This window comes from Pseudomonas sp. DrBHI1 (assembly GCF_002205115.1).
GTDB classification, from domain to species: Bacteria; Pseudomonadota; Gammaproteobacteria; order Pseudomonadales; family Pseudomonadaceae; genus Aquipseudomonas; species Aquipseudomonas mosselii.
The window spans coordinates 244,825-264,808 of the sequence record NZ_NIBE01000057.1; the positions used below are offsets into that span (position 1 = coordinate 244,825).

21 protein-coding genes are annotated in these 19,984 nt (G+C 65.7%); 2 read left to right on the plus strand and 19 right to left on the minus strand.

Annotation, left to right across the window (positions count from 1 at the left end):
• Nucleotides 1-10 precede the first annotated feature (10 nt).
• The 5 genes from CC207_RS11715 to CC207_RS11735 all read right to left on the minus strand — a co-directional run bounded on the left by CC207_RS11715 (nucleotide 11) and on the right by CC207_RS11735 (nucleotide 5,499).
• A complete protein-coding gene (locus tag CC207_RS11715; RefSeq protein WP_088852139.1) occupies nucleotides 11-892 on the minus strand; it encodes an AlkA N-terminal domain-containing protein in 882 nt (293 codons plus the stop codon).
• A gap of 178 nt (nucleotides 893-1,070) precedes the next feature.
• On the minus strand, nucleotides 1,071-2,120 hold the full coding sequence (locus tag CC207_RS11720; protein WP_088852140.1) for a chitinase: 1,050 nt from the start codon (nucleotides 2,118-2,120) through the stop codon (nucleotides 1,071-1,073).
• A 37-nt stretch (nucleotides 2,121-2,157) separates the two neighbouring features.
• The gene (locus tag CC207_RS11725; RefSeq protein WP_028689290.1) at nucleotides 2,158-2,793 is read right to left on the minus strand and encodes a lytic polysaccharide monooxygenase auxiliary activity family 9 protein; all 636 of its coding nucleotides are present in this window, start codon (nucleotides 2,791-2,793) and stop codon (nucleotides 2,158-2,160) included.
• A gap of 224 nt (nucleotides 2,794-3,017) precedes the next feature.
• A complete protein-coding gene (locus tag CC207_RS11730) occupies nucleotides 3,018-4,709 on the minus strand; it encodes a phospholipase D-like domain-containing protein (RefSeq protein ID WP_088852141.1) in 1,692 nt (563 codons plus the stop codon).
• Nucleotides 4,710-4,731: 22 nt separating this feature from the next.
• Nucleotides 4,732-5,499 (minus strand): ribonuclease, encoded by a 768-nt coding sequence (locus CC207_RS11735; protein WP_028689288.1) that lies wholly within the window; start codon nucleotides 5,497-5,499, stop codon nucleotides 4,732-4,734.
• A 153-nt stretch (nucleotides 5,500-5,652) separates the two neighbouring features.
• Between CC207_RS11735 and CC207_RS11740 the strand changes: the two genes are divergently transcribed.
• Together CC207_RS11740 and CC207_RS11745 are read left to right on the plus strand one after the other, a co-directional pair.
• Nucleotides 5,653-5,835, plus strand: a complete 183-nt coding sequence (locus CC207_RS11740) for a DUF2986 domain-containing protein (RefSeq protein WP_028689287.1) — start codon at nucleotides 5,653-5,655, stop codon at nucleotides 5,833-5,835.
• A gap of 41 nt (nucleotides 5,836-5,876) precedes the next feature.
• Nucleotides 5,877-6,341: a VOC family protein gene (locus CC207_RS11745; RefSeq protein WP_028689286.1), complete on the plus strand. Its 465-nt coding sequence runs from the start codon at nucleotides 5,877-5,879 to the stop codon at nucleotides 6,339-6,341.
• Between the two features lies 1 nt (nucleotide 6,342).
• Here CC207_RS11745 and CC207_RS11750 read toward each other — a convergent pair whose 3' ends face one another.
• The 14 genes from CC207_RS11750 to CC207_RS11815 all read right to left on the minus strand — a co-directional run bounded on the left by CC207_RS11750 (nucleotide 6,343) and on the right by CC207_RS11815 (nucleotide 19,980).
• Entirely contained in the window at nucleotides 6,343-7,164 is an 822-nt protein-coding gene (locus CC207_RS11750; protein WP_088852157.1) for a MipA/OmpV family protein, read from the minus strand.
• 146 nt (nucleotides 7,165-7,310) lie between these two features.
• Complete coding sequence (locus tag CC207_RS11755; RefSeq protein WP_028689284.1) at nucleotides 7,311-8,093, minus strand: enoyl-CoA hydratase/isomerase family protein; 783 nt, start codon at nucleotides 8,091-8,093, stop codon at nucleotides 7,311-7,313.
• A gap of 15 nt (nucleotides 8,094-8,108) precedes the next feature.
• On the minus strand, nucleotides 8,109-8,813 hold the full coding sequence (locus CC207_RS11760; RefSeq protein ID WP_028689283.1) for an NAD(P)H-dependent oxidoreductase: 705 nt from the start codon (nucleotides 8,811-8,813) through the stop codon (nucleotides 8,109-8,111).
• Nucleotides 8,810-9,334, minus strand: a complete 525-nt coding sequence (locus CC207_RS11765; RefSeq protein WP_088852142.1) for a hypothetical protein — start codon at nucleotides 9,332-9,334, stop codon at nucleotides 8,810-8,812. The genes CC207_RS11760 and CC207_RS11765 overlap by 4 nt, the downstream gene beginning before the upstream one ends.
• A gap of 95 nt (nucleotides 9,335-9,429) precedes the next feature.
• Nucleotides 9,430-10,035: a c-type cytochrome gene (locus tag CC207_RS28180; RefSeq protein ID WP_028689282.1), complete on the minus strand. Its 606-nt coding sequence runs from the start codon at nucleotides 10,033-10,035 to the stop codon at nucleotides 9,430-9,432.
• Nucleotides 10,032-10,478 carry a hypothetical protein gene (locus CC207_RS11775; protein WP_084942829.1) on the minus strand — a complete coding sequence of 149 codons (447 nt, stop codon included), beginning with the start codon at nucleotides 10,476-10,478 and terminating at the stop codon, nucleotides 10,032-10,034. Before CC207_RS11775 ends, CC207_RS28180 begins: the two co-directional genes overlap by 4 nt.
• Nucleotides 10,479-10,481: 3 nt before the next feature.
• Complete coding sequence (locus tag CC207_RS11780; protein ID WP_088852143.1) at nucleotides 10,482-11,006, minus strand: methylamine dehydrogenase light chain; 525 nt, start codon at nucleotides 11,004-11,006, stop codon at nucleotides 10,482-10,484.
• Nucleotides 11,003-11,599: a methylamine dehydrogenase accessory protein MauD gene (gene mauD / locus CC207_RS11785; RefSeq protein WP_062364441.1), complete on the minus strand. Its 597-nt coding sequence runs from the start codon at nucleotides 11,597-11,599 to the stop codon at nucleotides 11,003-11,005. The genes CC207_RS11780 and mauD overlap by 4 nt, the downstream gene beginning before the upstream one ends.
• Nucleotides 11,596-12,150: a MauE/DoxX family redox-associated membrane protein gene (locus tag CC207_RS11790; protein ID WP_062364443.1), complete on the minus strand. Its 555-nt coding sequence runs from the start codon at nucleotides 12,148-12,150 to the stop codon at nucleotides 11,596-11,598. The genes mauD and CC207_RS11790 overlap by 4 nt, the downstream gene beginning before the upstream one ends.
• Entirely contained in the window at nucleotides 12,144-13,364 is a 1,221-nt protein-coding gene (locus tag CC207_RS11795) for an amine dehydrogenase large subunit (RefSeq protein WP_256582068.1), read from the minus strand. Before CC207_RS11795 ends, CC207_RS11790 begins: the two co-directional genes overlap by 7 nt.
• 37 nt (nucleotides 13,365-13,401) lie before the next feature.
• A complete protein-coding gene (locus tag CC207_RS11800) occupies nucleotides 13,402-14,364 on the minus strand; it encodes a YCF48-related protein (protein WP_256582069.1) in 963 nt (320 codons plus the stop codon).
• Between the two features lie 28 nt (nucleotides 14,365-14,392).
• Nucleotides 14,393-16,753 carry an RND family transporter gene (locus CC207_RS11805; RefSeq protein WP_088852145.1) on the minus strand — a complete coding sequence of 787 codons (2,361 nt, stop codon included), beginning with the start codon at nucleotides 16,751-16,753 and terminating at the stop codon, nucleotides 14,393-14,395.
• Between the two features lie 44 nt (nucleotides 16,754-16,797).
• Complete coding sequence (locus CC207_RS11810) at nucleotides 16,798-18,624, minus strand: DUF1302 domain-containing protein (RefSeq protein WP_028689276.1); 1,827 nt, start codon at nucleotides 18,622-18,624, stop codon at nucleotides 16,798-16,800.
• 18 nt (nucleotides 18,625-18,642) lie between these two features.
• Nucleotides 18,643-19,980 (minus strand): DUF1329 domain-containing protein, encoded by a 1,338-nt coding sequence (locus CC207_RS11815; RefSeq protein WP_028689275.1) that lies wholly within the window; start codon nucleotides 19,978-19,980, stop codon nucleotides 18,643-18,645.
• Nucleotides 19,981-19,984 lie beyond the last annotated feature (4 nt).

Genomic DNA, 19,984 nt, shown 5'->3' on the forward strand with positions numbered 1-19,984 from the left:
GTGCTGCCTGTCAGTTTGCACGCGCCTCGCCCGCCAGCCCTTGCCAGGCGCGCAGCACCGCATAACCCCGCCAGGGGCGCCAGCCCTGCGCGGCCTGCGTAGCGGCGCTGGCACTGTTCACACCCAGAGCTTTCTGCAGTGCCACGTCTCCCGCCGGAAACGCATCGGGCCAGCGCAACGCGCGCAAGGCGATGTACTGGGCCGTCCAGTCGCCGATGCCGGGCAAGGCACGCAACTGGGCGCAGGTGGCCGCGACATCGACGCCGGGGCTCAGCACCAGGTGCCCCTCCCCCACGGCCTCGGCCAGGGCCTTGAGCGCCGCCTGGCGCTGGCGCGTGATGCCCAGTCGGCCAAGGGCGTCACCACTGGCCGCCGCCAGGGTGGCCGGTGTGGGGAACAGGCGGTCCAGCGCTGCGACTGGAGTCTGGATGGGCTCGCCAAAGGCGGTGACCAGGCGCGCGCCCAGCGTGCGTGCGGCGACCACGGTGATTTGCTGGCCGAGCACGGCGCGCACCGCCAGTTCGAAGCCATCCAGCGTGCCGGGCACACGCATGCCTTCGCTGGTCGGAAAACTGGCCTGCAACACGCGGTGGATCGCCACCGGGTCGGCATCCAGATCGAACGCGGTTCGCACGCGGTTGATCAGCATGGGCAGCACGCTGGCCAGGCTGTCACTGATCGTCAGCTGCGCCTGGGCGCGCTCGTCATCAAGGCTCACGCTCAGCCAGCCGCTGCACGCCTGCGAGTCCTGCACAAGGCGCAGGGTGCGCGCGTACTGCCGGCCCTCGACCCACTCCAGGCCCGGGATGGCGCGCAGGCGCAGGAAGCCCAGCATCGCTTCGACGTCATAGGGTGGGCACCAGCCCAGGCAGAGGTTGGTCATGAGCGACATTCTAGTGTCCTGGACGCGTTCGAGGCGCGCTATTTTCGGCCATAGGGCTCACAGGGTTGCCCCTATCCTGCAGACAACAAAAAATCCGATGCCTTGCGGCATCGGATTCTTATCGATCGTTCACCTCGGCAGGCCTCGACTGCCGGGCATCAGGCACGTCTGCCCGATGCGAGTTCGATCAGGCGCCCGTCGGTGCCTTGCGGGTGCGAGCAGGTGCCTTGGTGCCGTTGATCAGCGGCCCGTAGCGTCGGCTGAATTCCTGGTTGTAGGGCACGTGGTCCTTGTTGACCCCGTTGTCCCAGTTGACCGACCAGGTCATCAGGCCCTTGATCGACACGCCCTTGGCGTACAGGCGCTTGAACGCGTTGGTCAGCGCCGTCGGGTTGACCACGTAGCCAGTGGCGGCAGCATCGACGTTGGCCGGCAGGCCGATGACGAACTTGTCGGCCGGGATCCGGGTGAAGCCGCGGGTGCCGCTGACCAGGCTTTCGGTCAGGTAGAAGAGGAAGTCCTCTTTGAGCGCATCGTTGTTCTGGGCGATCCAGGCGCCCTTGCCGTTGTTGGCCTCCTGTACCCACAGCCCGTCGCCACCCTGGTTGTAGAACTGCGGGGCGATGAAGTCGTAGTACCCCTCCAGTGCCTTGAGGTAGTCGACGTAGCGCCCGGCGCTGGTCAGGTACGGGAACTCCGGTGCCATGCTGATGATGAAATGCTTGCCCTCGGCGGCATAGTGATCCTTCACCAGCTTCAGCGCGGCGGGCAGGACGGTCTTGTTGGCGGTGAAGTCGATCGCGCTCTGTTCAAGATCGATGTCCAGCCCGTCGAAACCGTAGGTTTCCACCAGGCGGATGATTTCATTGGCCAGCGGCTGTTCGTGGCCCGGGTTCAGCGCGATGTGCGCATCGGCACCGCCCAACGACATCAGCACCGCCCTGCCCTGGCTGTTGAGCACGCCGACCTGGCGGCGGAACTCGGCATCGGACAGGTTGTAAGGCTTGAAGGTCGGGATGCCGCTGCCCTTCATGAACGCCACGGCCACCACGTTGTAGTCGCGCGGCACCTCCTCCAGGCTCATGTTGGCGAACTGCCCGCGCTGGTAGCCGTCCGCCGGGCCTGCCGGCCAGTTGTGCCAGTAGCCCATGAGGATCTTCTTGCCCTCGAGGCTGGGCATGCGCGAGGCGGCATCGTCCCGCGCGGCCTTCAGTTGGGTAAAGTCAATCTTTGACATGTTCCAATCCTTTAGAACGTGTGGAAGATCCGCGGACTTACTTGAAGTCGACGTCGAAGGCCTGGTAGAAGGCATTGCCGGTGTTGGCGACGATCCACATCAGGACGATCACATGACGGCCCTTCTTGTTGGCCGGCAGCTTCACTTCGTGGTCGACCTTGGCCTTCAGCTCCCCGGCATGGCTGTAGTACGGCACCTGAGGGTAGAAGTCCTCGGCGAACGGTTTGTCCTCCAGTTGCGCACGGGTGATGCGCTGTTTCGGATCCCAACCGTCCTTGGTGATCAGCCAGCGGTAGCCACGGGTGGTGTGCGGCGCGGTGTAGCGCCAGGTCACCTTGAACAGCTGCCCGGGGTCGACGTTCACCAGCGGCCAGGTGAAGGCGCGGTTGAGCTTCTTGCTCATCTCCTCGTCGGTGAAGTTGACGCAGTCACGGGCGTCGGTCTTGCCGCCGCTGAGGATATAGCCGTCGGCGGGCGGGGCGACGCTCGGGTTGTCCGATTGGAACGGTGCGGGGAACGGACCGGCCGCCAGGGCCGGGAAGTTCTTGCCGCCTTCCATTTCGTCGACCTGCCAGCCGCTCAACACACCGAGGTCGATGGCGACGGCGCCGCGGGAAGCCGGGGAAGTGACGCGGCCATGGCGGAGTGGGTTCTGGTTTTGTGGTTGGTTCATGTTCATAGCTCCATTTGATTTGAGAACTCTCCCTTTCCGAAGGAGAGGCCTTCAAACTAACGGAGCTGGATTTATTGTCCACGGCGCGATTTTGCGCACAGAAGCCGGCCGTTGGGAGGAGCCCCAATAAATACTGGACATTCATACAGTATCGCTATGTTTCTCCTACCCATCATGGAGCAAATCACCTACATGCCCAGGCGGCGCATGGCCTGAGGGGACTGTCAGCCGACCAGATAGCGGCGCCGCTTCGACCGGTAGTTAGACGGATCCAGGTGTGCAGGCAACCATTGCCCGACCTGGGGTTTGAGGTAGTTGCCGGTGCTCCCCGGCCGGGCCTGGTACTTCGCCGCCAGGTAGCGCGCGTAGTGGTGGTCGAACAGGCGCATGAACTCACCGAAGTAGATATCCGCCACCCGGGTATCGCCGTGGATCACCAGCATGTTCTCGTCGTTCTTTTCCTGGGAGGCGGCGCTGAAGTTCGCCGACCCGGTCACCACGGTGGGCTGCTCGCCCAGGGGGTCGACCAACAGGTACTTGGTATGGACGAAGTCGTTGCTGTTGAGCGGGTTGTCACGCTCCTTGAGCGCGTTGGCCAGCGGGTTGTCCTCGCCCAGGTAGCTGCCGGCGGCGAAGATCACGTCACCGTCGGTGCCAATGTCTTCGGTCTTCCTGAGCGGATCGTCCTTGATCACGTAGCGCAGCACGTCGTTCTGGGCCTGGAGCACCTTCTGGAATTCCGGGGCGATTTCGAACGCGGCGGTGAAGCACACCAGTTGCCGGGCATTGCCGGCCAGGTCCGCGTACCACTGCAAGGTCTTTTGCGCCTGGGGCGTTTCCTTGCGCTCGCGGGGGCTGAACAGCGGGTAGGTGCCCGGCTGCAATGGCAAGGTGGGCAATGGGCTGGCCTGGGCGTTGGGCCCGAGCAGCCTGGCCGGGGTCATGTTCTGTTGCAGCCGCGTCCAGTAGTCCAGGTATTGCCGGGCGATGATGGGGTCGTGGACGACATGGCCAACGTTCGAGTGGCCGAAGATCCCGCCAGCTGAAATATTGGTCGAACCGGTCCAGACGCTGACCGGCTGGCCGTCCTTGAGCAGCACGATGAACTTGTTGTGGCGGATGCCTTCGCTGACCGTGCGCGGATGAACCCAGGCCTGCAGGCCGGCCTGCTCGATGGTGGCCAGGTTGTTCGCCTTGTACTTGCTGTACGCATCGAAGACGACCTGCACGTCGCCTTCGCGGGCGGCCTCGCGCAGGGCCTGGGCAACTGGCAGGTACTGGAACTCGTAGAACGCCGCGCGCAAGCCCATGCCCTTAGCGCCGCCACGCCCGATGAAATCGAGCAGGGCTTCGTACAAGCCCCGCGAAAGCCATTTCATCGGTTTTGATGCCGGCGCATCGGGGTCGGGAGCAACGTTGTCGAACTCCCTGGCATAAGCCTGGGAGCCGATCACGCCGCGGTTGAAGTGGATATCGTGCCCCAAGTCCTCGCCGGCCGGCGCCAGCGTGGGTTCACAGCGCACGCGCACCGCGACGCTCCGGGTCTCGTCGATGCGCAGGTTCTTGGGTTCGCCAAACACCGGCAGTACCCTGTACTCGTAATCCCCATCGGCGGCGACGGTGTAGTCGGCCCACAGGAAACTCTGGATCGGATGCTCGCTGGTGGGCACCAGCGTGCCCGGTGGCAGCCCCTTGTCCTTGTCGGCGAAACGCTTGAGGCCGCGCAGGTAGTACTGGGTCCGCACCTTGCCGGCCGCGTCGAAGTACCGACGGTGCACGGCAAAGCCCAGCAGGTTCTGTTCGCCGACCAGAGCCTCGAGGCTCGGCGGCGTCACGAAGTCCCAGGCCAGGAACACGACATGGGTGCCGGCGATAGCCCGTACCCGCAGATAGTCGCCAGTGGCGGATGCTCGCATGGGTGCACTCCTTGCAGGCCGGTTACTGGAACGGCGTCCTGACCTTGATCGATTGACTGTCAGGGGTCCCGCCGCTCGGGCAGGAGATCGGGGCAAGCTGCTTGTCCAGGCACACCCAGAGTTCCTTCAGCCGGTTGCCCGAGCCTACCGAGACTCGCAGGCTCTGCGCCGGCAGCGCGGGGTTGCGGGCCAGGAAAGCCTGCTTGATATCGCTGACCTTGGCGTCCAGCAGTTGATTGGGACCAGGGTTGCGGCCGAGCATGGCCTGGGTATCGGGACGGCGCAGCGTGTCGTACACCCGCTGGATATCGGCGAAGTAACGGTCGGCGGACGACCAGCCACAGGTACCATGGGCCTGCCATTCGTTCTGCATCAGGTCCGGCCCCGGCATCATGCACAGGTGCTGCCTGACCAGTGGCGCCGGCAGCGAGCCGACGCTCTGGCAGTTGCGAGGATGGTCCTGGTTGGACTTGGCATAGCGGTTCTGCGGCCACAGTCCATGCACCACCCATTCGAAACGGTTGCCGGAGAAGCACTGGAAGGCATGCTTGTCCCGTTGCGCCTTGGGCTTGTTGCGCTGGGTCTCGCAGTGTTCCGGCGACCAGGACAGCACCAGCGCCAGGTAGTCGGTGGGCAGGTCCTTGTTGACATAGTCCACCGGGCGCACCGGGGCGGGCTCGACGACGTCGGGCAACGCGCAGATTTCCTCGGCGAAAATCGGCGAGGCAACGGCCAGCCAGCCCCAGAACAGCGTTCTCATCCAGGCGCAATGCCGTGGTGTTCCTTGCATGATGACCTCCTTGTCGGGTGCGACAGGCTCCGTGCCTGTCGCTCGTTCAACCCCGTCAGGTGATGGTGTAGCGCGAATATGACGATTCGTCAGTGGTGCTTTGTTGTATCGTTCGTCCTGCCGTACCACAAGGCGCCAATGAAGCGAAAAAACATGAACCGTCGTAAAAAGATCAACCAGCTGTTGAAAGCCCACGCCAAGAAGGCCAGCGCCAAGCTGGCGCCGAAAAACCGCAACACCTACATTTCCAAGGCCGACCGGCTGAAACTGGCGGCCGAAGCCAGCCTGGGCGCCGAGCAGGCCAACGCAGACAGCGCCTCCCCCACCCAGCACTGAGCCTGATGATGACAACACCTGCCGAGAAAGCGAGCGATGCGATGGACCTGACATTCAGCCACGTGGATGTGCTGGTCGCCGATCTGCAGGCCGCTTGTACCTACTACGCCCAGGTGCTGGGCGCCGAGATCTCGCGCACGCTCGTCTGGGAGCGCGGCGGCCTGCATGTGCACTACGCCATCGCCCGGATCGGTCAGGAGCGTTTCATGCTGGTGCAGCCGCTGGCGGGCAACCTCAAGGACCTGCTCGATACTCACGGCGAAGGGATGATCTACCGCCATTGCTACTCCACGCCGGACATCGAACAGGCCTATGACCAACTGACGGCCAACGGCATCCAGCCCGAGGACGAGAACGGCAAGCCGCTGGCGCGCGAACACCTGCAGTCGCCTGCCGGTGCCCGCATCATCTGGCTGCCGAAGCGTTTCGGGCATTTCTCGATCGAGATCATCGAGGCGCAGGCGCTCGAAGCGTTCATCGAAGAGGCGTTCCTGCCGCTGGCCTGAATCAGAACGCGTACTGAACGCCGACGGTCGAGGTGACCGGCGTGTCCTGGCGGATGATCGGGCTGTGGCGGACCTGGTCGGTATAGTGCGTCACATTCACGCTGGCGATGGTCGACCAGTGCGGGTCGAACCGGTGCATCCACGACAACTCGCCCGAGTAGGCATAGATGCCCTGGTCGGCCTTGAATCGATCGAAATCGGTGTTGTCGCTTTGCTGGCCGGTGACGCCGAAGTAGGTCTGGTTGTACCGAGCCTGCCCCGCATGGGCGTTGACGCCCAGAGTCACCGTGTCGGCGTCGTTGTGGTGCAGCGTGCTCAGCAGGCCGAACTGATAGCGGTTGCCGCGCTTGTAGCCACCGGTACGCAGCTCGGCATCGGCGGTGATCGCCAGCCAGGGCAGGACCTGCTGGGCCAGATTGATGTCGACCACCGTCGCACCGCCTACCTCGCCCATGCCTTTCAAATCGTCCGAGCCATTGCGGTACTTGCTGTCACCGTCGGCACGGCCGAAGTCGTAGCCAACCGAGAGGCTGGCACTGAAGCCGTTGTCGAACTGGTGCTGCACGCCCACGCCCTTGAGGCTGTCGGCGAAGAAGATGCCGCGCTGGACGGTCACCGATGGCAGCAGGTGGCCCTGGCTGCCCTTCGCGCCCATGTAGCGCGGCGCGGCATGCAGGGCGAAGCCTGCGCTGACCTGGGCCTCGTCGCCCCAGATGATGTCCGGCGCAGTCTTTTCCTGGGCACTGGCCTGGCTGCAGGCAAGCGCCGCGTTGAGGGCAAGCGAAGTGCCCAGTATCTTCCTGATGGACGTTGTTTCGAACATGATCATGACTCGCTGGATAAGGTTTTCGACACCACGGGAAACGCACCGGGATTGCCCGGCGCATTTCAACTGGCGCGCACTCTAGCGAGGGTCTGTCAACGTTCCTTCGAGCGATTATCAAGATCCCGTGAAGATGGCTGAATTTTTTAGCCGAAGGACGCCGGACGGCGCTCACAAAAGGCCTCCACCCCCTCGGCAAAGTCATCGCTGGCGCAAAGACTCACGAACACACCTCGCTCCCGGTCCAGCGCACTGGCCAGATCGCCCTCCAGGCCTGCACGCAGCAACCGCTTGGCCCCCGTCTGCGCAGCGGCGGCGGCGCCGGCAAGGCGCCTGGCCAGCGCCAGGCCGGTGGCCGGCAAGGCGTCGGCGGGCACCACCTCGACCACCAACCCGAGCGCCTGGGCCTGCTGGGCCGACAAGGGCGTGTTCAGCAACGCCAGGGCCAGGGCGCGGTGCAGCCCGAGGTGGCGCGGCAGGTGCCAACTGCCGCCGCCGTCCGGGGTGATGCCGATGGCACCGTAGGCGTAGACCAGCCGGGCGTCCTCGGCGGCCACCAGCAGGTCGCAGCCCAGCGCCAGGGACAGGCCGAAGCCGGCCACGGCGCCATTGAGCAGACCCAGCACCGGGCATGGCAGGTCTGTGAGCCCGAGCACCGCCTCGTTCACCGCGCCGACCAACTGCGCGACACCTGCGCTACGGGCGTCGGGCGAACGTTGCAGTAACTGCTGGAAGTGATGGACGTCACCGCCGACCGAGAAGTGCTCGCCCCGGCTGCGCAGCAGCACCACCTTCGGCGGCGCCAGCGCCAGGCCGCGCACGGCATCGCGCAGGGCGACGGCCATGGACAGGTCGAAGCTGTTGCGTCGCTGCGGCTGATCCAGGGTGAGAAACGCGATGCCTTCGCAACGCTCGACATGAACAGGCATGAGCATCGCTCCCCTTCACAGGACCCTTGGGTGCAAGGTGGCATCGAAATCATCCAGCGACGGGAACACCAGCGGCGCCCGCTCATCGAGCGTCAGCAGATGCTCGCGGTACTGCGCCAGGTACTGCTGGCGCGCCTGCTTGCTGATGTAGGGCACATGGAACGCCACGAACGGCGGCAACACCGACAACCCGACATAGCCCAGCACCCCGCGCTGGATCGGACGCAGCATCGCGTCAAGTTCGCCATGCACCGCATCCGGCCCGAACATGTGGCTCTGCCCACCCAGTGAGAAGCTGAGCATCGCCCGCTTGCCCTTGAGCCCGCCACGGTCGTAGATGCGCGTGCCGCCATAGCAGTAGCCTGAGACGAACACCCGGTCGATCCAGCCCTTGAGGATGGCCGGCATGCTGAACCAGTAGATGGGGAAGTTGAGGATGATCAGGTCGGCCCAGCGGATCTTGTCCAGCTCCGCGGCGATGTCCGCGGCCAGGGTGCCGTTGTTGACCGCATGGCGCTGCTCCAGGGCATAGACCAGGTAGTCGGCATTGGCGCGCTGACGGAAGTCATCGGCGCTGGCGACCGGGTTGAAGTCCATGGCATAGAGATCCGACAGCTGAACGCTGTGGCCCTGGCCCTCGAGAACCTCCACGGCCAGGCGGGCCATGGCACTGTTGAAGGACTGGGGTTCGTTGTGGGCATGGACGATCAGGACGTTCATGGCAGCTCCGCGGTGGCAGGTGGCAAGGGGTGTTCGGCCAGCAGCCGCACACCGTTGTATTTGAGGAAGAAGGTGTCGGCCTGGCGTACCACATCGCGGTAGCGCCCATTGAGCGCCATGCGCATCATGTCCAGCTGCAGTTGCTCCTGCTCGATCATGTAGTCGAGGAAACGCTGCGCATCAGCGGGGCCAATCTGGCGCAGGCCCTGCAGCCAGGCCATGTACTTCAAGGTCTCGTGGTGGACGATGCGCAGCATCAGGCCTTGCAGGGGCCGCGGGACCGAGGACAGCAGCCAGGCCTTGAGCCGTGTCAGTACGCCGGGCGTGGTATCCAGCCCCCAGCGGTCGGCGGCGGCCTGGTAACGCGGTTGATTGAAGCGTTCGAGGTCGGCGTAGGTCTTCCAGAATGGATAGGACGGCTGGCCTTGTAAGCGCGAAGCCATGCGCCGGACCGCCGCCAGGGCGAAGGCGCGGTTGGCCAGTTCGTGGCGAAAGCCCTTGAGAAACTTGGGTGATGGCATGGTAGGAGGTATTTCCGTTGGAGAGGGACAGTGGGCCTTCACGATTCCTGTAGTAGCGGCCTTATGCCGTGAATGAGCTGCGCAGCAGCCCCGATTCAAGGGCTGGCGATGTAGTCGAGCAATACCCGCCGCTGATCATCGTCATGCAGTTGCAAGGCAATGCCGCGCATCCAGATCGCCAGCTCGCTGCCATGCTGCTCGCCCCCTCTGGTCCCATCGCTGAACGCCGTCAGCTGACGCTCCAGATAGACCCGGTCAAGCACGCGCAGATTGGGCGTTTTCAAGTGCGCGAAGCCCTCTGCCTGAGGGCCGTGACAAGCGCCGCAGGTACCCTGGTAAAGCGCTTGCCCCTGACTAGCGGACGCAGCTGGCACAGTGCTGGAAGTACCGCCAAGCCCTGCGAAGTAGCGCGCCAGCGGTTCCTGGTCGCCATCGCCTATGGTCGTGGCGATGGCGCGCATCTGTGCGCCATGGGTGTCTGCGGCGGCATAGCCACGGCGGCCTGCCTTGAAGTCGCGCAGCTGGGTGAGCAGGTATTCGGCCTGCTGCCCGGCCAGCCGCGGCGCGCCCAGGGCGGGGTTGCCCTGGCCCTGGGCACCGTGACAGGCCACACAGGTGGTGGCCTGGGTCGGTGGCGCTTCGGCGTGGGCGGCGAAGGCCGCGGTCATGGCCAGCAGGCCAGCGTAAAGGCTTTGTTTCATCGGTCGGGGTTCCCTGATCGTTGTTCTTGTTCAGCGATGCGTTGCAGCAGGCGATTGCGCGTGGTCTCGACGTCGGCCGGCACCGCCCCGCGCCACTGCCGCACCTCGGCACCGGTGTAGGGGTTGAAATCAGCGGGCAGATGACGGGCGTCGAAACGCGCCAGCATCCAGTTGAGGACGCCGGCCAGGGCTTCGTCCGACAACCCCGACAAAGCCGAACCCGGCACCTGCACCAGGTACTCGCGCCCCCCCGGCACCCCGAGGAACTTGCCTAGTTGCCCGGGAAACGCCGGCACGTTGCGCGCCGGGTTGCCGCTGCCGTCGGGCAGGTGGCAGCCCTGGCAGTTGAGCATGTAGTCGAACTGACGGGGCTCGGTGGCCCGGGCATTGCCGGCGAGCAACAGCACCGCCAGCGTCAGCAGCCCTATCCGGCGCACGGCCATGCCCTACTCCTTGACCCCGATCACCACCGACAGCGAGCAGTGGTACGGCATGTCCGCCTGGCTGCCGGAGCACCAGTTGAGGTCGTTGGAGCTCTGCGGGCGGTACAGCGGCGTGTCGCCCTGGTCACGCTGGCACACGCAACGGCCGCAGTTGCTCTTGCCGCAGCAGTCGTTGTACGAGATGACGTAGTTCTTGCCGTCGGTGGGGTTGCGGCAGGTGCCGATCCAGGTGATGTCCGAGCGCACGGTGCCCGGAGGGCAACTGCTGGACGTGCCGCCGCAGCAGCCGCAAAGGAAACCGTCGATGGCGCAGTGACGCCAGTACTCGCAACTGTTCGGATCACCCGACTCCTGCAGACCAGCGCTGGACTGGGCAAAGGCGCCGCCGCGAAACACCGGCAGCAGGGTGGTCGCCCCGGTGCCGACCAGCAAGGTGCCCAGGCCGCCAAGAAAGCCGCGGCGCGAAGTGCCGCGGGCGACACGGCGGGTCAGCAGTTGGGTGGCCTCGTCGAACCAACGGATCGTCATGGCTGCATCCCCTGTTGCGCGGCGTTGTACGCCTGGACGGTGGCATGCCCCAGGCGCCGCGCTTCCAGCAGGCTTTCCAGGTGCTCGCGGGTGTTGATCAGGCCATGGCTGGCGACGCGGCCGTGCTCATCGATCAGGACAGCGTAGGGCAACTTGCTGATCTGGTAGGCCAGGCCCACTTCCCGCGACAGCAGGTAGGGGAACGCCTGCAAGCTGTGGGCGGCGATGAAGGCCAGGTGCTCATCCGCTTCGCCATCGCTGGCCAGCACGACCCTCAGGCGTTCCTGGCGGCGCAACGCATCGAGCACCGGCAGCAGCGTCTTGCACACCGGGCACGTCTCGGACAGGAAGAACAACAAAGTGCCCTGCCCGCTTGCGCCGCCCAGGTTGACCGAGCCCCCGGTCAGGCTCGGCAGGGTGAACACGGGCGCCGTGTCACCGGCCTTTATCGCCTTGCCCAGGGACAGCGCCCCCACCGGCTGGATGCGCTCATGCAGCAGCCCGACCTGGCGCGCCAGCGCCCACACGGCAAGGATCAGCATCAGGATGATCGCCCAGGACAACAGGCTGGAAATGATCAGTGCATAGGTCATGGCCGTTGCCTCACAAGTGCACGGTTGGAGATCAGCTGGTTGGCCAGCAGGTACAGGGCGGCGACACAGACGAAGGCGAACACCAGGGTGCAGCCGTCGAGCCAGCTCAGCGCGCGTTCGTTCATCGGTACCAAGAGATTGCCGGCGACCAGCGCCAGCAGCAGGTTGCGCCAGACCAGCGCCCGGGACGGCGGCTGGCGACGGCCGCCGAAGTGGCAGCCGCAGTCTTCCAGGGATGCACCCTCTCCCACGGCCGCCGCCAGCACGCCGGCATACAGCACCAGCATCACCACAGCGGGCAGCGTCGCCAACGGCCACCACAGGCTCAGCAACAAGCCGGCGGCGGCCAACACGTCCAGCACCGGCAACAGGTGCGCCCACACCGGCGCCGCGCACCAGCGGCCCAACACGCGCGCATAGCGTTGCAGCACCTCGGCAAACGCCCGGGGATCGTGCAGCTTGTGCAGCGCGGCGGCGCCGAGCAGCAGGGCCAGCCCGCCGACGCTGGCGACATGCACCAAGGGGTCATGCAGCAGTTCGACGCTCACCATGGCATCACCACATTGAGGAAACCCAGGGGGATGTCACCGACACTGCGCAGGTGCTCGCCGCTGTCAGCGTCGTACAGGTTCACACCCTGACGCAGCAACGGGGTCAGTCCGGCCTCGCCTTCTGTCAGGTAGACCCACAGGGTGAACAGGCTCGGCATCGGCACCACCCAGTCCAGGCTGTACAGCCGTGGTTGCGCGCCCTGGCTGACGCCGATGGCGGTGCTCTGCTCCTTGAGCGACAGGCGCGCCACACGCTGCTGCGTGGCCACATCGAACACCCACACCTCGGTGCCGGGCTTCTGGTAGTTCTCCGGTTTGTCCTTGTGCATCAATACGAACAGCCGCCCGCTCTGCCGATGCAAGGCCACACCATGGTTGCCGGCAATGCCCCAGCCATCGGCGCGCTCCTGGTCACTGAGCAACGACCACTGCTTGCGCGTGCGCACACCCTCGGCGCTCATGTCCAGGGCATAGGCGCGGTTGTGCTGGGAGACGAAGTACCACGTGCCGCCATCGCGCACGCCCGTGGTCAGCAGCAGGTCCTGCAATGGATCGAACGCTGGCGCGGTGCGCTCTTGCAGCGCCACCTGCCCCTGATCATCCAAGCGCAGGTGGAAGAACCCGCCATTGCCGCAGATGGCGTAGAAATCGCGAGGGCCGGCCGGGTAGATAGAGGCGCAGCCGGGGATCGGCACCTCGGTGACGAAGCGGCTGTTTTCCAGATCGACCACCGAGATCGACTGCGCCGGGGTGAAATTGAGCACCAGCAGGAAGCGCTCGTCATCGGAAAGCACGCTGAGGCCCGTGGAGATCAGCGCGGTCATGCGCTTGGCCGGGATCGCGATCTCACGCTTGGGGCTGAGGGTCCTGGCGTCGTACACCGTGACCACATCGCTGCGCTGGCCGCGCACGCCACGGCTGAAGTAGATCTCGGTGGCATACAGCTCGTCGCGGCTGTGCGCCAGCTGCAGGCCGTTGGACCAGATGCCGGTGCTCAGCTGGCCGAGGTTGCGGCCCTGGTCGTCGAACAGGTAGGCGCGGCCATCGACCATGTTGGGCGCATTGCTGCCCCAGATCCAGAACCAGTGCTGCTCGCGATGATCGCCCAGCACTTCGACACGGGCCTGCTCCGGCACGAATTCGGCCAGTGCCGAGGCGGTGCCGGCGAACAACGACAGACCACACAGCAGATGACGCAAGGAACGCTTGAACATAGGGGCTCCGCAACAGGCGATTGGCCTGGGCTTGAGTCTATCGAGGGGCATTTTCAGAGGCTTGGCGCGCGGTGACAGCTGCCTTGGCATCCGGTGCCACGCCATCGATCACGCCAGTGGCGCCGAACAGCAGCAGGTGACCGGATTGCGCAGCCAGGGCGGCCAGGTTCGAGCGGTCTTCACGTTGTGCGCTGGTAAAATGCGCCACCTGCGAGTCGGAGATCGCCACCAGGCCCGAATTACCCACCAGCGCCATCCGCCCGTCATCCAGTTGCGTCACGGCGCTGATCGCCTCGCGGCTGCCACTGTCGAGCAGGCGCCAGTGGCGCCCCTGGCTGTCGCCCAGCAGCACCCGCCCACTCATCCCCGCCAGCAGCACGCGACCATCGCGCAGGCCGGTGCCGGTCCACAGCGAGCCACTGACACCGGTGTCCAGCGCCTGCCAGGACGCGCCCTGGTCAGAGGAGCGGTAGCCGTGGCCGGCCTCGCCGACGATGAACAGACTGCCGTCAGCGGCCTGGAACACCTGATTGAGGTGGAAGTCGTCGCCCTCCTCGCCGATTTGCATCGGCAGCCAGCTGACGCCGCCATCGACCGTGCGCGCCGCATAACCGTAGGCACCGACAAGCATGCCGTGGTGGGCGTCGGTGAACAGCACCGACAGCAGCACGGGTTTGCCCTCCAGGCGCTGTTGCAGGGTCCAGTGCTGACCGCCGTCGAGGCTGTGCAGCAGCACCCCACCATGCCCCACCGCCCAGCCTTGTCGCTCATCGACGAAGCTCACGGCGGTCAGCAAACCATCCACCGGCACGCTGCGCGCCTGGCGCCATTGCTGGCCATCGGCGGACAACGCCACCACGCCGTGGTCGCCCACCGCGACCAGCCCTTCCCCGGCCCGCGCCACCGCCACCAGGGGCGCGTGGCGTACATCGCTCAGGGCAATGGCCGGCGCCGCAGCGACCTGCCCTGCCCATATCACCCCCAGCAACCAGGGCAACACCTGAACAGTCCTCATCCTTCAGCCCTTCTCAATGGGCGATCAGGGGCGCGCGGACCGGCCCCCGTCGCGGAACCAGTCTTTCCAGGACCACGGCCAGCGCCGGCAGCAAGGTCACCGCCATGAGCATGTTGGCCATGAACATGAAGGTCAGCAGCAGGCCCATGTCGGCCTGGAACTTCAACGCCGAGAACGACCAGGTGGCCACCCCAACCGACAGCGTCAGCGCGGTGAACACCGTGGCCACGCCCACTTCGCGCAAGGCCTGCTGGAAGGCGGCGACGATGTCGCTTCCTGCTGCCAGGTGCAGTTGCAGGCGGTTGTAGATGTAGAAGGCGTAATCCACCCCGACGCCCACGGCCAGCACCATCACCGGCAAGGTGGCCACGGTCAGGCCGATGTCGAGGGCCTTCATGAACCAGTAGCCGAGGAAGGTCGCCAGGGTCAGCGGCAGGCAGCAGGCGAGCATCGCCCGCCAGTCGCGGTACACCAGCCCCACCAGCAGCACGATGGTCAGGTACACGTAGAGCATCATCGGCAGCTCCGAGCCCTCCACCACCGCGTTGGTGGCGGCCTGCACCCCGGCGTTGCCGCTGGCCAGGCGCACGCTCACCCCAGGCAGCACATGGCGCTCGCGGTACTGCTCGACGGCCGCGGTTATCTGCTTGAGGGTGCTGGCCTTGTGGTCGGCCAGGTACAGGTTGACCGGCAGCACGGTGCAGTCGGCATCGAACAGGCGCAGCGCTTCGGGCACCTGGCGCACGGTTTCGCCCAGAGACAGCTCGTCGACCGGCAGTGCCGCCCATTTCGGGTTGCCTTCGTTGACCCCCGAGGCCGCCAGCTTGGCCATGGCCGGCAGCGCCTGCGCCGACAGCACGCCGGGCAAGGTGCCCAGATACCAGGTCAGGCGGTCGACATAGGCCATCACCTCATGCCGGTAGCAACCGCCCGCCGGGGTCTGCACGGCCACGGTGAACAGGTCCAGGCCCAGGGCGAAATGGCTGACCACCTGCTCCACATCCTGGTTGTAGCGCGAGTCGGCGTGCAGTTCGGGCGCCCCCGGCAGCACATGGCCAATGTGCCGGCCCTGGCTCTGCCACACCGCCAGTGCCATCAGGCCAACGCCCAGCATGGTCACCCGCAGCGCGTTCCGCGGCTCGGCGATGCGCCCAAGGCCGGTCATCAATCCTTCGCGGCGCGCACGCAGGCGCTCGACCTTGGCCACGTAGCGTCCGTCGAAACGGCAGTAGCTGGCCAGTACCGGCAGCATCACCAGGTTGGTGACGATCTTGTAGGCCACCCCTACCGACGCGGTAATGGCCAGTTCGCGAATCATCGGGATCGGCACCAGCACCAACGTCGCAAAGCCGACGAAGGCGGTGATCAGGGCCAGGGTGCCGGGAATCATCAGGCCGACGAAACTGCGCCTGGCGGCGGTCATGCCATCGGCACCGGCACAGACCTCCTTGGCGATGAAATTGACCTGCTGTACGCCGTGGGACACGCCGATGGCAAACACCAGGAACGGCACCAGGATCGCCAGCGGATCGAGGCCGAAGCCCAACAGCGTCAGGGTGCCGAACTGCCACACCACCGACACCAGCGAACACACCAGCGCCAGCGCCGTCAGGCGCCAGGAGCGGATGTACCAGTAGACCGCCAATGCCGTGAGCACAAAAGCCAGGGCGAAGAACTCGACCACGCTGCGGGCGCCGGCGCCGATATCACCCATCTGCTTGGCGAAGCCGATGATCTGCACGTCGAAGTCGGCGTCGGCGTATCGCGCCCGTACCTGCTCCTCCAACTGACGACTGAAGGCCAGGTAATCGAGACGTTTGCCCGTCACCGGGTCCGGGTCGGCCAGCTCCGCCACCACCATGGCCCCACGCTGGTCATTGGCCACCAGGGTGCCGACGAAGCCGCCGGCCAGGGTGCGCTCACGAATGGCGGCAATGGCCCGGGCATCGAGGTTGCCGACGGTGACATCACCGCCGACCACGTCCTCGGCCTTCATGCCCTCCTCGGTGATCTGCACCGCGCGGGTGTTCGGCGTCCACAGCGAAGTGACGCTGCGCCGGTCGATGCCCGGCAGGAAGAACAGCGTCTGGGTCAGGTCGTGCAAGCGTGTCAGCGCCGCCGTGTTCCAGATATCGCCATGGCGCGCACGCAGCACCACGATGACACGGTTGGCGCCGAACAGCACGTCGCGGTAATGGTTGAACGTCTTGATATAGGGGTGCTGCTGCGGCAGCTGTTTGTCGAAGCCCGCCGTCATCTCCAGACGCGCGGCAAACAGGCCCATCACCAGGGTGACCACGGCCAGCAGGCCGAGGGTCGCCAGGCGGTGGCGAAAGACCAGGCGCTCGAGCGCCGAGACCAGATTAGCCAGCATGAATAGCCTCCCCACCACGCGCTCGCAAGCGCGTGGCGGCCGGATCAGAAGGAGTAGGAGATGTTGCCGCTGACGAAGTCGCGGTCGGCCATCAGGTTGTTGTCGCCACCGCCCCAGTAGCGCACCCACTGCAGGCCGCCTTTCCAGCGGTCGCGGTGGTTGAACAGCAAGGAGGCGGTCAGCGACCTGCGCCCCTCGACGAAGGGCATGGCGTTGGGCGTGGTGCCCTTGACGTCATGGCTGAAGTCCAGTTGCGGGGTGACGGTGACGCCGCTGCCGAACAGGTTCGGGTAGTTGAGCCCGAACTCGGTGACGTAGCCCCACGAGGTACGGTCCGGCAGCGAATAGTCGGGAAGCACGTAAGGCACCCGGCCCGAGGTGTCCAACCCCGGATAGCGGGTGACCGCCACCTCCGCCAGCAGGAAGCCGTCCGAGGCGCCCAGGGCGTTGGGGATGAAGCCCAGCGGGTCGTTGCCCGAGAAGGTATAGGTGGCGTTGACGTCAGCCTGCCACTTGCGTTGCTCGACGAAGCCCTTGCTCACCCCGGTGTCGAACACGCTGTAGCGATTGTAGCTGCCGGTCAGGCCCTGCCCGAAGGCTACCGTCGGGTCGATCGCCACACTGTCGTGGGGCCGGAACGACAGCTCGCCGGCCACGGCCACCGGCCCCACCAGGGTGCTCATCGACACGCCGAACAGGTCCTTGTCCTCGCCGTAGTTGATGAAGTAATCGTCTACCACCAAGGCGTCCGGGTTGCTGCGCGCCGTGTAGCCGATGAACGGCAGTTTGTCGTGGTAGCGCTGGTAGAACAGGCCGAACTCGGTGTTGATCGACTCCGCCATCCAGCGCAGGGCCAAGCCGTACTGGCCGCCGTTACCGGGCTTGCGTTCGCCGCCATAGGGTACAGCCAGGCCGCTGGCCACCAGTTGCTCGTGGCTCAGGCCGCTGGTCAGCGGGTCGCCGCAGCGGCCGGTCGGGCTTCCGGCGCAGGTGCCGGGTTGCAGGCCTTCGACGAAACCCGTCGGGTAGTAGATCGCCCGACGCCCTTCGCCCGCGATGTCGGCGCTGGAGAAATAGGTGCCCACCGGGTCGACGTCATAGCCGTTCCACTTGAACTGGTAGTAGCCCTCCAGGTTCAGGGCGTCAGTCAGTCCCAGGCTGAACGAGGCCATCGGCGCGGGGATGAACACTTCCTTCAACTGCGTGCCCGGGGTGTGGTACTTGGGCAGGCTCAGGGCGTTGATCTGGTTGATGCCGCCGCTGACGAACAGCTCCGCGCCCCAGCTGATCACCTGGTTGCCGACCTTGACCTTGGCCGGCATATCGCCGAGGTCGAAGCTTTTCGCCAGCCACAGGTCGAGCAGGTCGAAGCGCTGGGTCGCGTCGCGCCTGGCCGGCCCCTCCAGGTCGGTGCGACGGGTGTCGTCCATTTTGAAGTCCCGCGCCCAGGCCACCCGCCCCAGGGCACTCCAGCCCTCGCCGAAACGCAGGCTCAGTTCATGGGTACCCTTGAGCACCTGGGAGAACACGTCGTGTTTGTGGTAGTTGAGGTTGCCGTCGTCGGCGTTGCTGTAGTTGATGTCGGCGTTGGCGTAGCCATTGCCGCGCTCCAGGTTGTAATAACGGCCCAGCTCGTTATGGGTGGCGGTGTTGCAACCGCCATTGTCATTGCCCAGCAAATGGCAGTCGGGCGATTGCAGGCGGCTGGCGAAACCGTAGGACAGGGTCGAGTCGACGCTGCCCGAGATCCCGTGCTCGCTACCGAATGTCACGGCCTGGCAAGGTTGCGCGCCGAGCAGCCCGAGGGCAGCCAGGGCCAGCGCCGGGCACGGTGCGGCCTTCGCCCATGCCCGCGAAGGGAGTCTGTTCATGCTGTGGTCTCCCGAGGCTCAGCGCTCGCCGCGACGGCGCAGTTCGCCCGCGTTGAACAACTTGTCACTGACCCGGCCCTGCAGGCCGGCGGTGAGGTCCAGGGCCGCGCCCTGCTGGGTGAAGCCGTCGGCGATATAACGCCGGGCGATCAGGTCGTAGCTGACGTACTCGAAGCTGGTGCAGGCCTGGATCTCGGGGGCGGCCCACAGGCTGCCCTCCTGCACCCGCCACAGGTTGCCCCTGGCGTCGTACATGTCCACGTGCAGCAGGCTCCAGCTGTCCTCGTCGAAATAGAACACGCGCTTGGCGAACGAATGGCGCTTGTCGGCCTTGACCGTGGCCTCCACCACCCACACCCGATGCTTTTCGTAGCGCTGCGCGTCACGGTCCAGGTACTGCTCGCCGATCAGCTTGTCGTAGGTATTGGCCTTGTCCACCAGACGGTAGGAGTTGTACGGCACCACCACTTCGCGCTTGCCCAGCAGCTTGAAGTCGTAGCGGTCCAGGGCGCCGGTGAACATGTTGATCTGGTCGACGAAGTACAGGTTGTCGGAGCCGGCGATCGGATTGTCGTAGGCGAAGGTCGGCGCCTGGCGCACGCGGCGTTGCCCGGGGAAGTAGATCCAGGCGTTCTGCGGCTGGTCCAGGCGCGCGTGTACCAGGTACATCTCGCCGGCGCGCGAGGACGGCGACTGGATGTCGTAGAGCAGCTTGGCTTCGATATCGCCGGTGTCCTCGGGCGTTTTGACCGCCGGGTCGTTGTAGGGGTAGTACTCGCTGGCCCACTGCCGCACCTCGGTGAGCCCGCCGGCCGCCTCGCGGCGCAGGAACGAGATCTGCGCTTTGCGGCCCTTGGCCATGTAGCGCAGCTTGTAGTTCCACAGCACCTCGATGCCGCTTTTCGGTTGCGGGAACGGCACCGCGGCCCCGGCGGCCTGCTCCAGGCGCCAGCCATCAGCGCCGATGCGGGCTTGGCCGGCAAAGTCCTGGGTACGCTTGGCCACCTCGGCGGGGATGGCGCAGCTGCGATGGGTGGGGTACACGTCCAGGCGATAGCCCGGGTAGGCCTTGATCAACGCCACCTGGCCTTCCGGCAACTGCCCCTGGTACTGGGCCACATTGCTGGCATCGATCGAGTACAGGCGCTTGTCGCCGGCATAGGGGTCGCCATGGCCCGGCGACCAGCCGGCCGGCGCCTCGGTCAGGCCGCCGGTCCATGCGGGAATGCTGCCATCGGCATTGCCGGCCCTTTCGGCCCCCGTAGGGGTAAGGTCGGCAAGGGCCGTGAGCGAAGTGGTGGTTCCGAGCAGCGCCAACAGCGCGCCGCCCAACAGGGACAGGGGGCGTGGTTTCATGAAC

What these genes read in the sequence shown, in the direction of transcription:
- CC207_RS11805 (WP_088852145.1), bottom strand. Translation starts at nt 16,753, where the DNA reads ATGCTGGCTAATCTGGTCTCGGCGCTCGAGCGCCTGGTCTTTCGCCAC.
- CC207_RS28180 (WP_028689282.1), bottom strand. Translation starts at nt 10,035, where the DNA reads ATGAAACAAAGCCTTTACGCTGGCCTGCTGGCCATGACCGCGGCCTTC.
- CC207_RS11775 (WP_084942829.1), bottom strand. Translation starts at nt 10,478, where the DNA reads ATGGCCGTGCGCCGGATAGGGCTGCTGACGCTGGCGGTGCTGTTGCTC.
- CC207_RS11810 (WP_028689276.1), bottom strand. Translation starts at nt 18,624, where the DNA reads ATGAACAGACTCCCTTCGCGGGCATGGGCGAAGGCCGCACCGTGCCCG.
- CC207_RS11780 (WP_088852143.1), bottom strand. Translation starts at nt 11,006, where the DNA reads ATGACGATCCGTTGGTTCGACGAGGCCACCCAACTGCTGACCCGCCGT.
- CC207_RS11725 (WP_028689290.1), bottom strand. Translation starts at nt 2,793, where the DNA reads ATGAACCAACCACAAAACCAGAACCCACTCCGCCATGGCCGCGTCACT.
- CC207_RS11715 (WP_088852139.1), bottom strand. Translation starts at nt 892, where the DNA reads ATGTCGCTCATGACCAACCTCTGCCTGGGCTGGTGCCCACCCTATGAC.
- CC207_RS11795 (WP_256582068.1), bottom strand. Translation starts at nt 13,364, where the DNA reads ATGTTCAAGCGTTCCTTGCGTCATCTGCTGTGTGGTCTGTCGTTGTTC.
- CC207_RS11790 (WP_062364443.1), bottom strand. Translation starts at nt 12,150, where the DNA reads ATGGTGAGCGTCGAACTGCTGCATGACCCCTTGGTGCATGTCGCCAGC.
- CC207_RS11730 (WP_088852141.1), bottom strand. Translation starts at nt 4,709, where the DNA reads ATGCGAGCATCCGCCACTGGCGACTATCTGCGGGTACGGGCTATCGCC.
- CC207_RS11765 (WP_088852142.1), bottom strand. Translation starts at nt 9,334, where the DNA reads ATGCCATCACCCAAGTTTCTCAAGGGCTTTCGCCACGAACTGGCCAAC.
- CC207_RS11735 (WP_028689288.1), bottom strand. Translation starts at nt 5,499, where the DNA reads ATGCAAGGAACACCACGGCATTGCGCCTGGATGAGAACGCTGTTCTGG.
- CC207_RS11740 (WP_028689287.1), top strand. Translation starts at nt 5,653, where the DNA reads ATGAACCGTCGTAAAAAGATCAACCAGCTGTTGAAAGCCCACGCCAAG.
- CC207_RS11755 (WP_028689284.1), bottom strand. Translation starts at nt 8,093, where the DNA reads ATGCCTGTTCATGTCGAGCGTTGCGAAGGCATCGCGTTTCTCACCCTG.
- CC207_RS11745 (WP_028689286.1), top strand. Translation starts at nt 5,877, where the DNA reads ATGGACCTGACATTCAGCCACGTGGATGTGCTGGTCGCCGATCTGCAG.
- CC207_RS11815 (WP_028689275.1), bottom strand. Translation starts at nt 19,980, where the DNA reads ATGAAACCACGCCCCCTGTCCCTGTTGGGCGGCGCGCTGTTGGCGCTG.
- CC207_RS11750 (WP_088852157.1), bottom strand. Translation starts at nt 7,164, where the DNA reads ATGTTCGAAACAACGTCCATCAGGAAGATACTGGGCACTTCGCTTGCC.
- CC207_RS11720 (WP_088852140.1), bottom strand. Translation starts at nt 2,120, where the DNA reads ATGTCAAAGATTGACTTTACCCAACTGAAGGCCGCGCGGGACGATGCC.
- mauD (WP_062364441.1), bottom strand. Translation starts at nt 11,599, where the DNA reads ATGACCTATGCACTGATCATTTCCAGCCTGTTGTCCTGGGCGATCATC.
- CC207_RS11760 (WP_028689283.1), bottom strand. Translation starts at nt 8,813, where the DNA reads ATGAACGTCCTGATCGTCCATGCCCACAACGAACCCCAGTCCTTCAAC.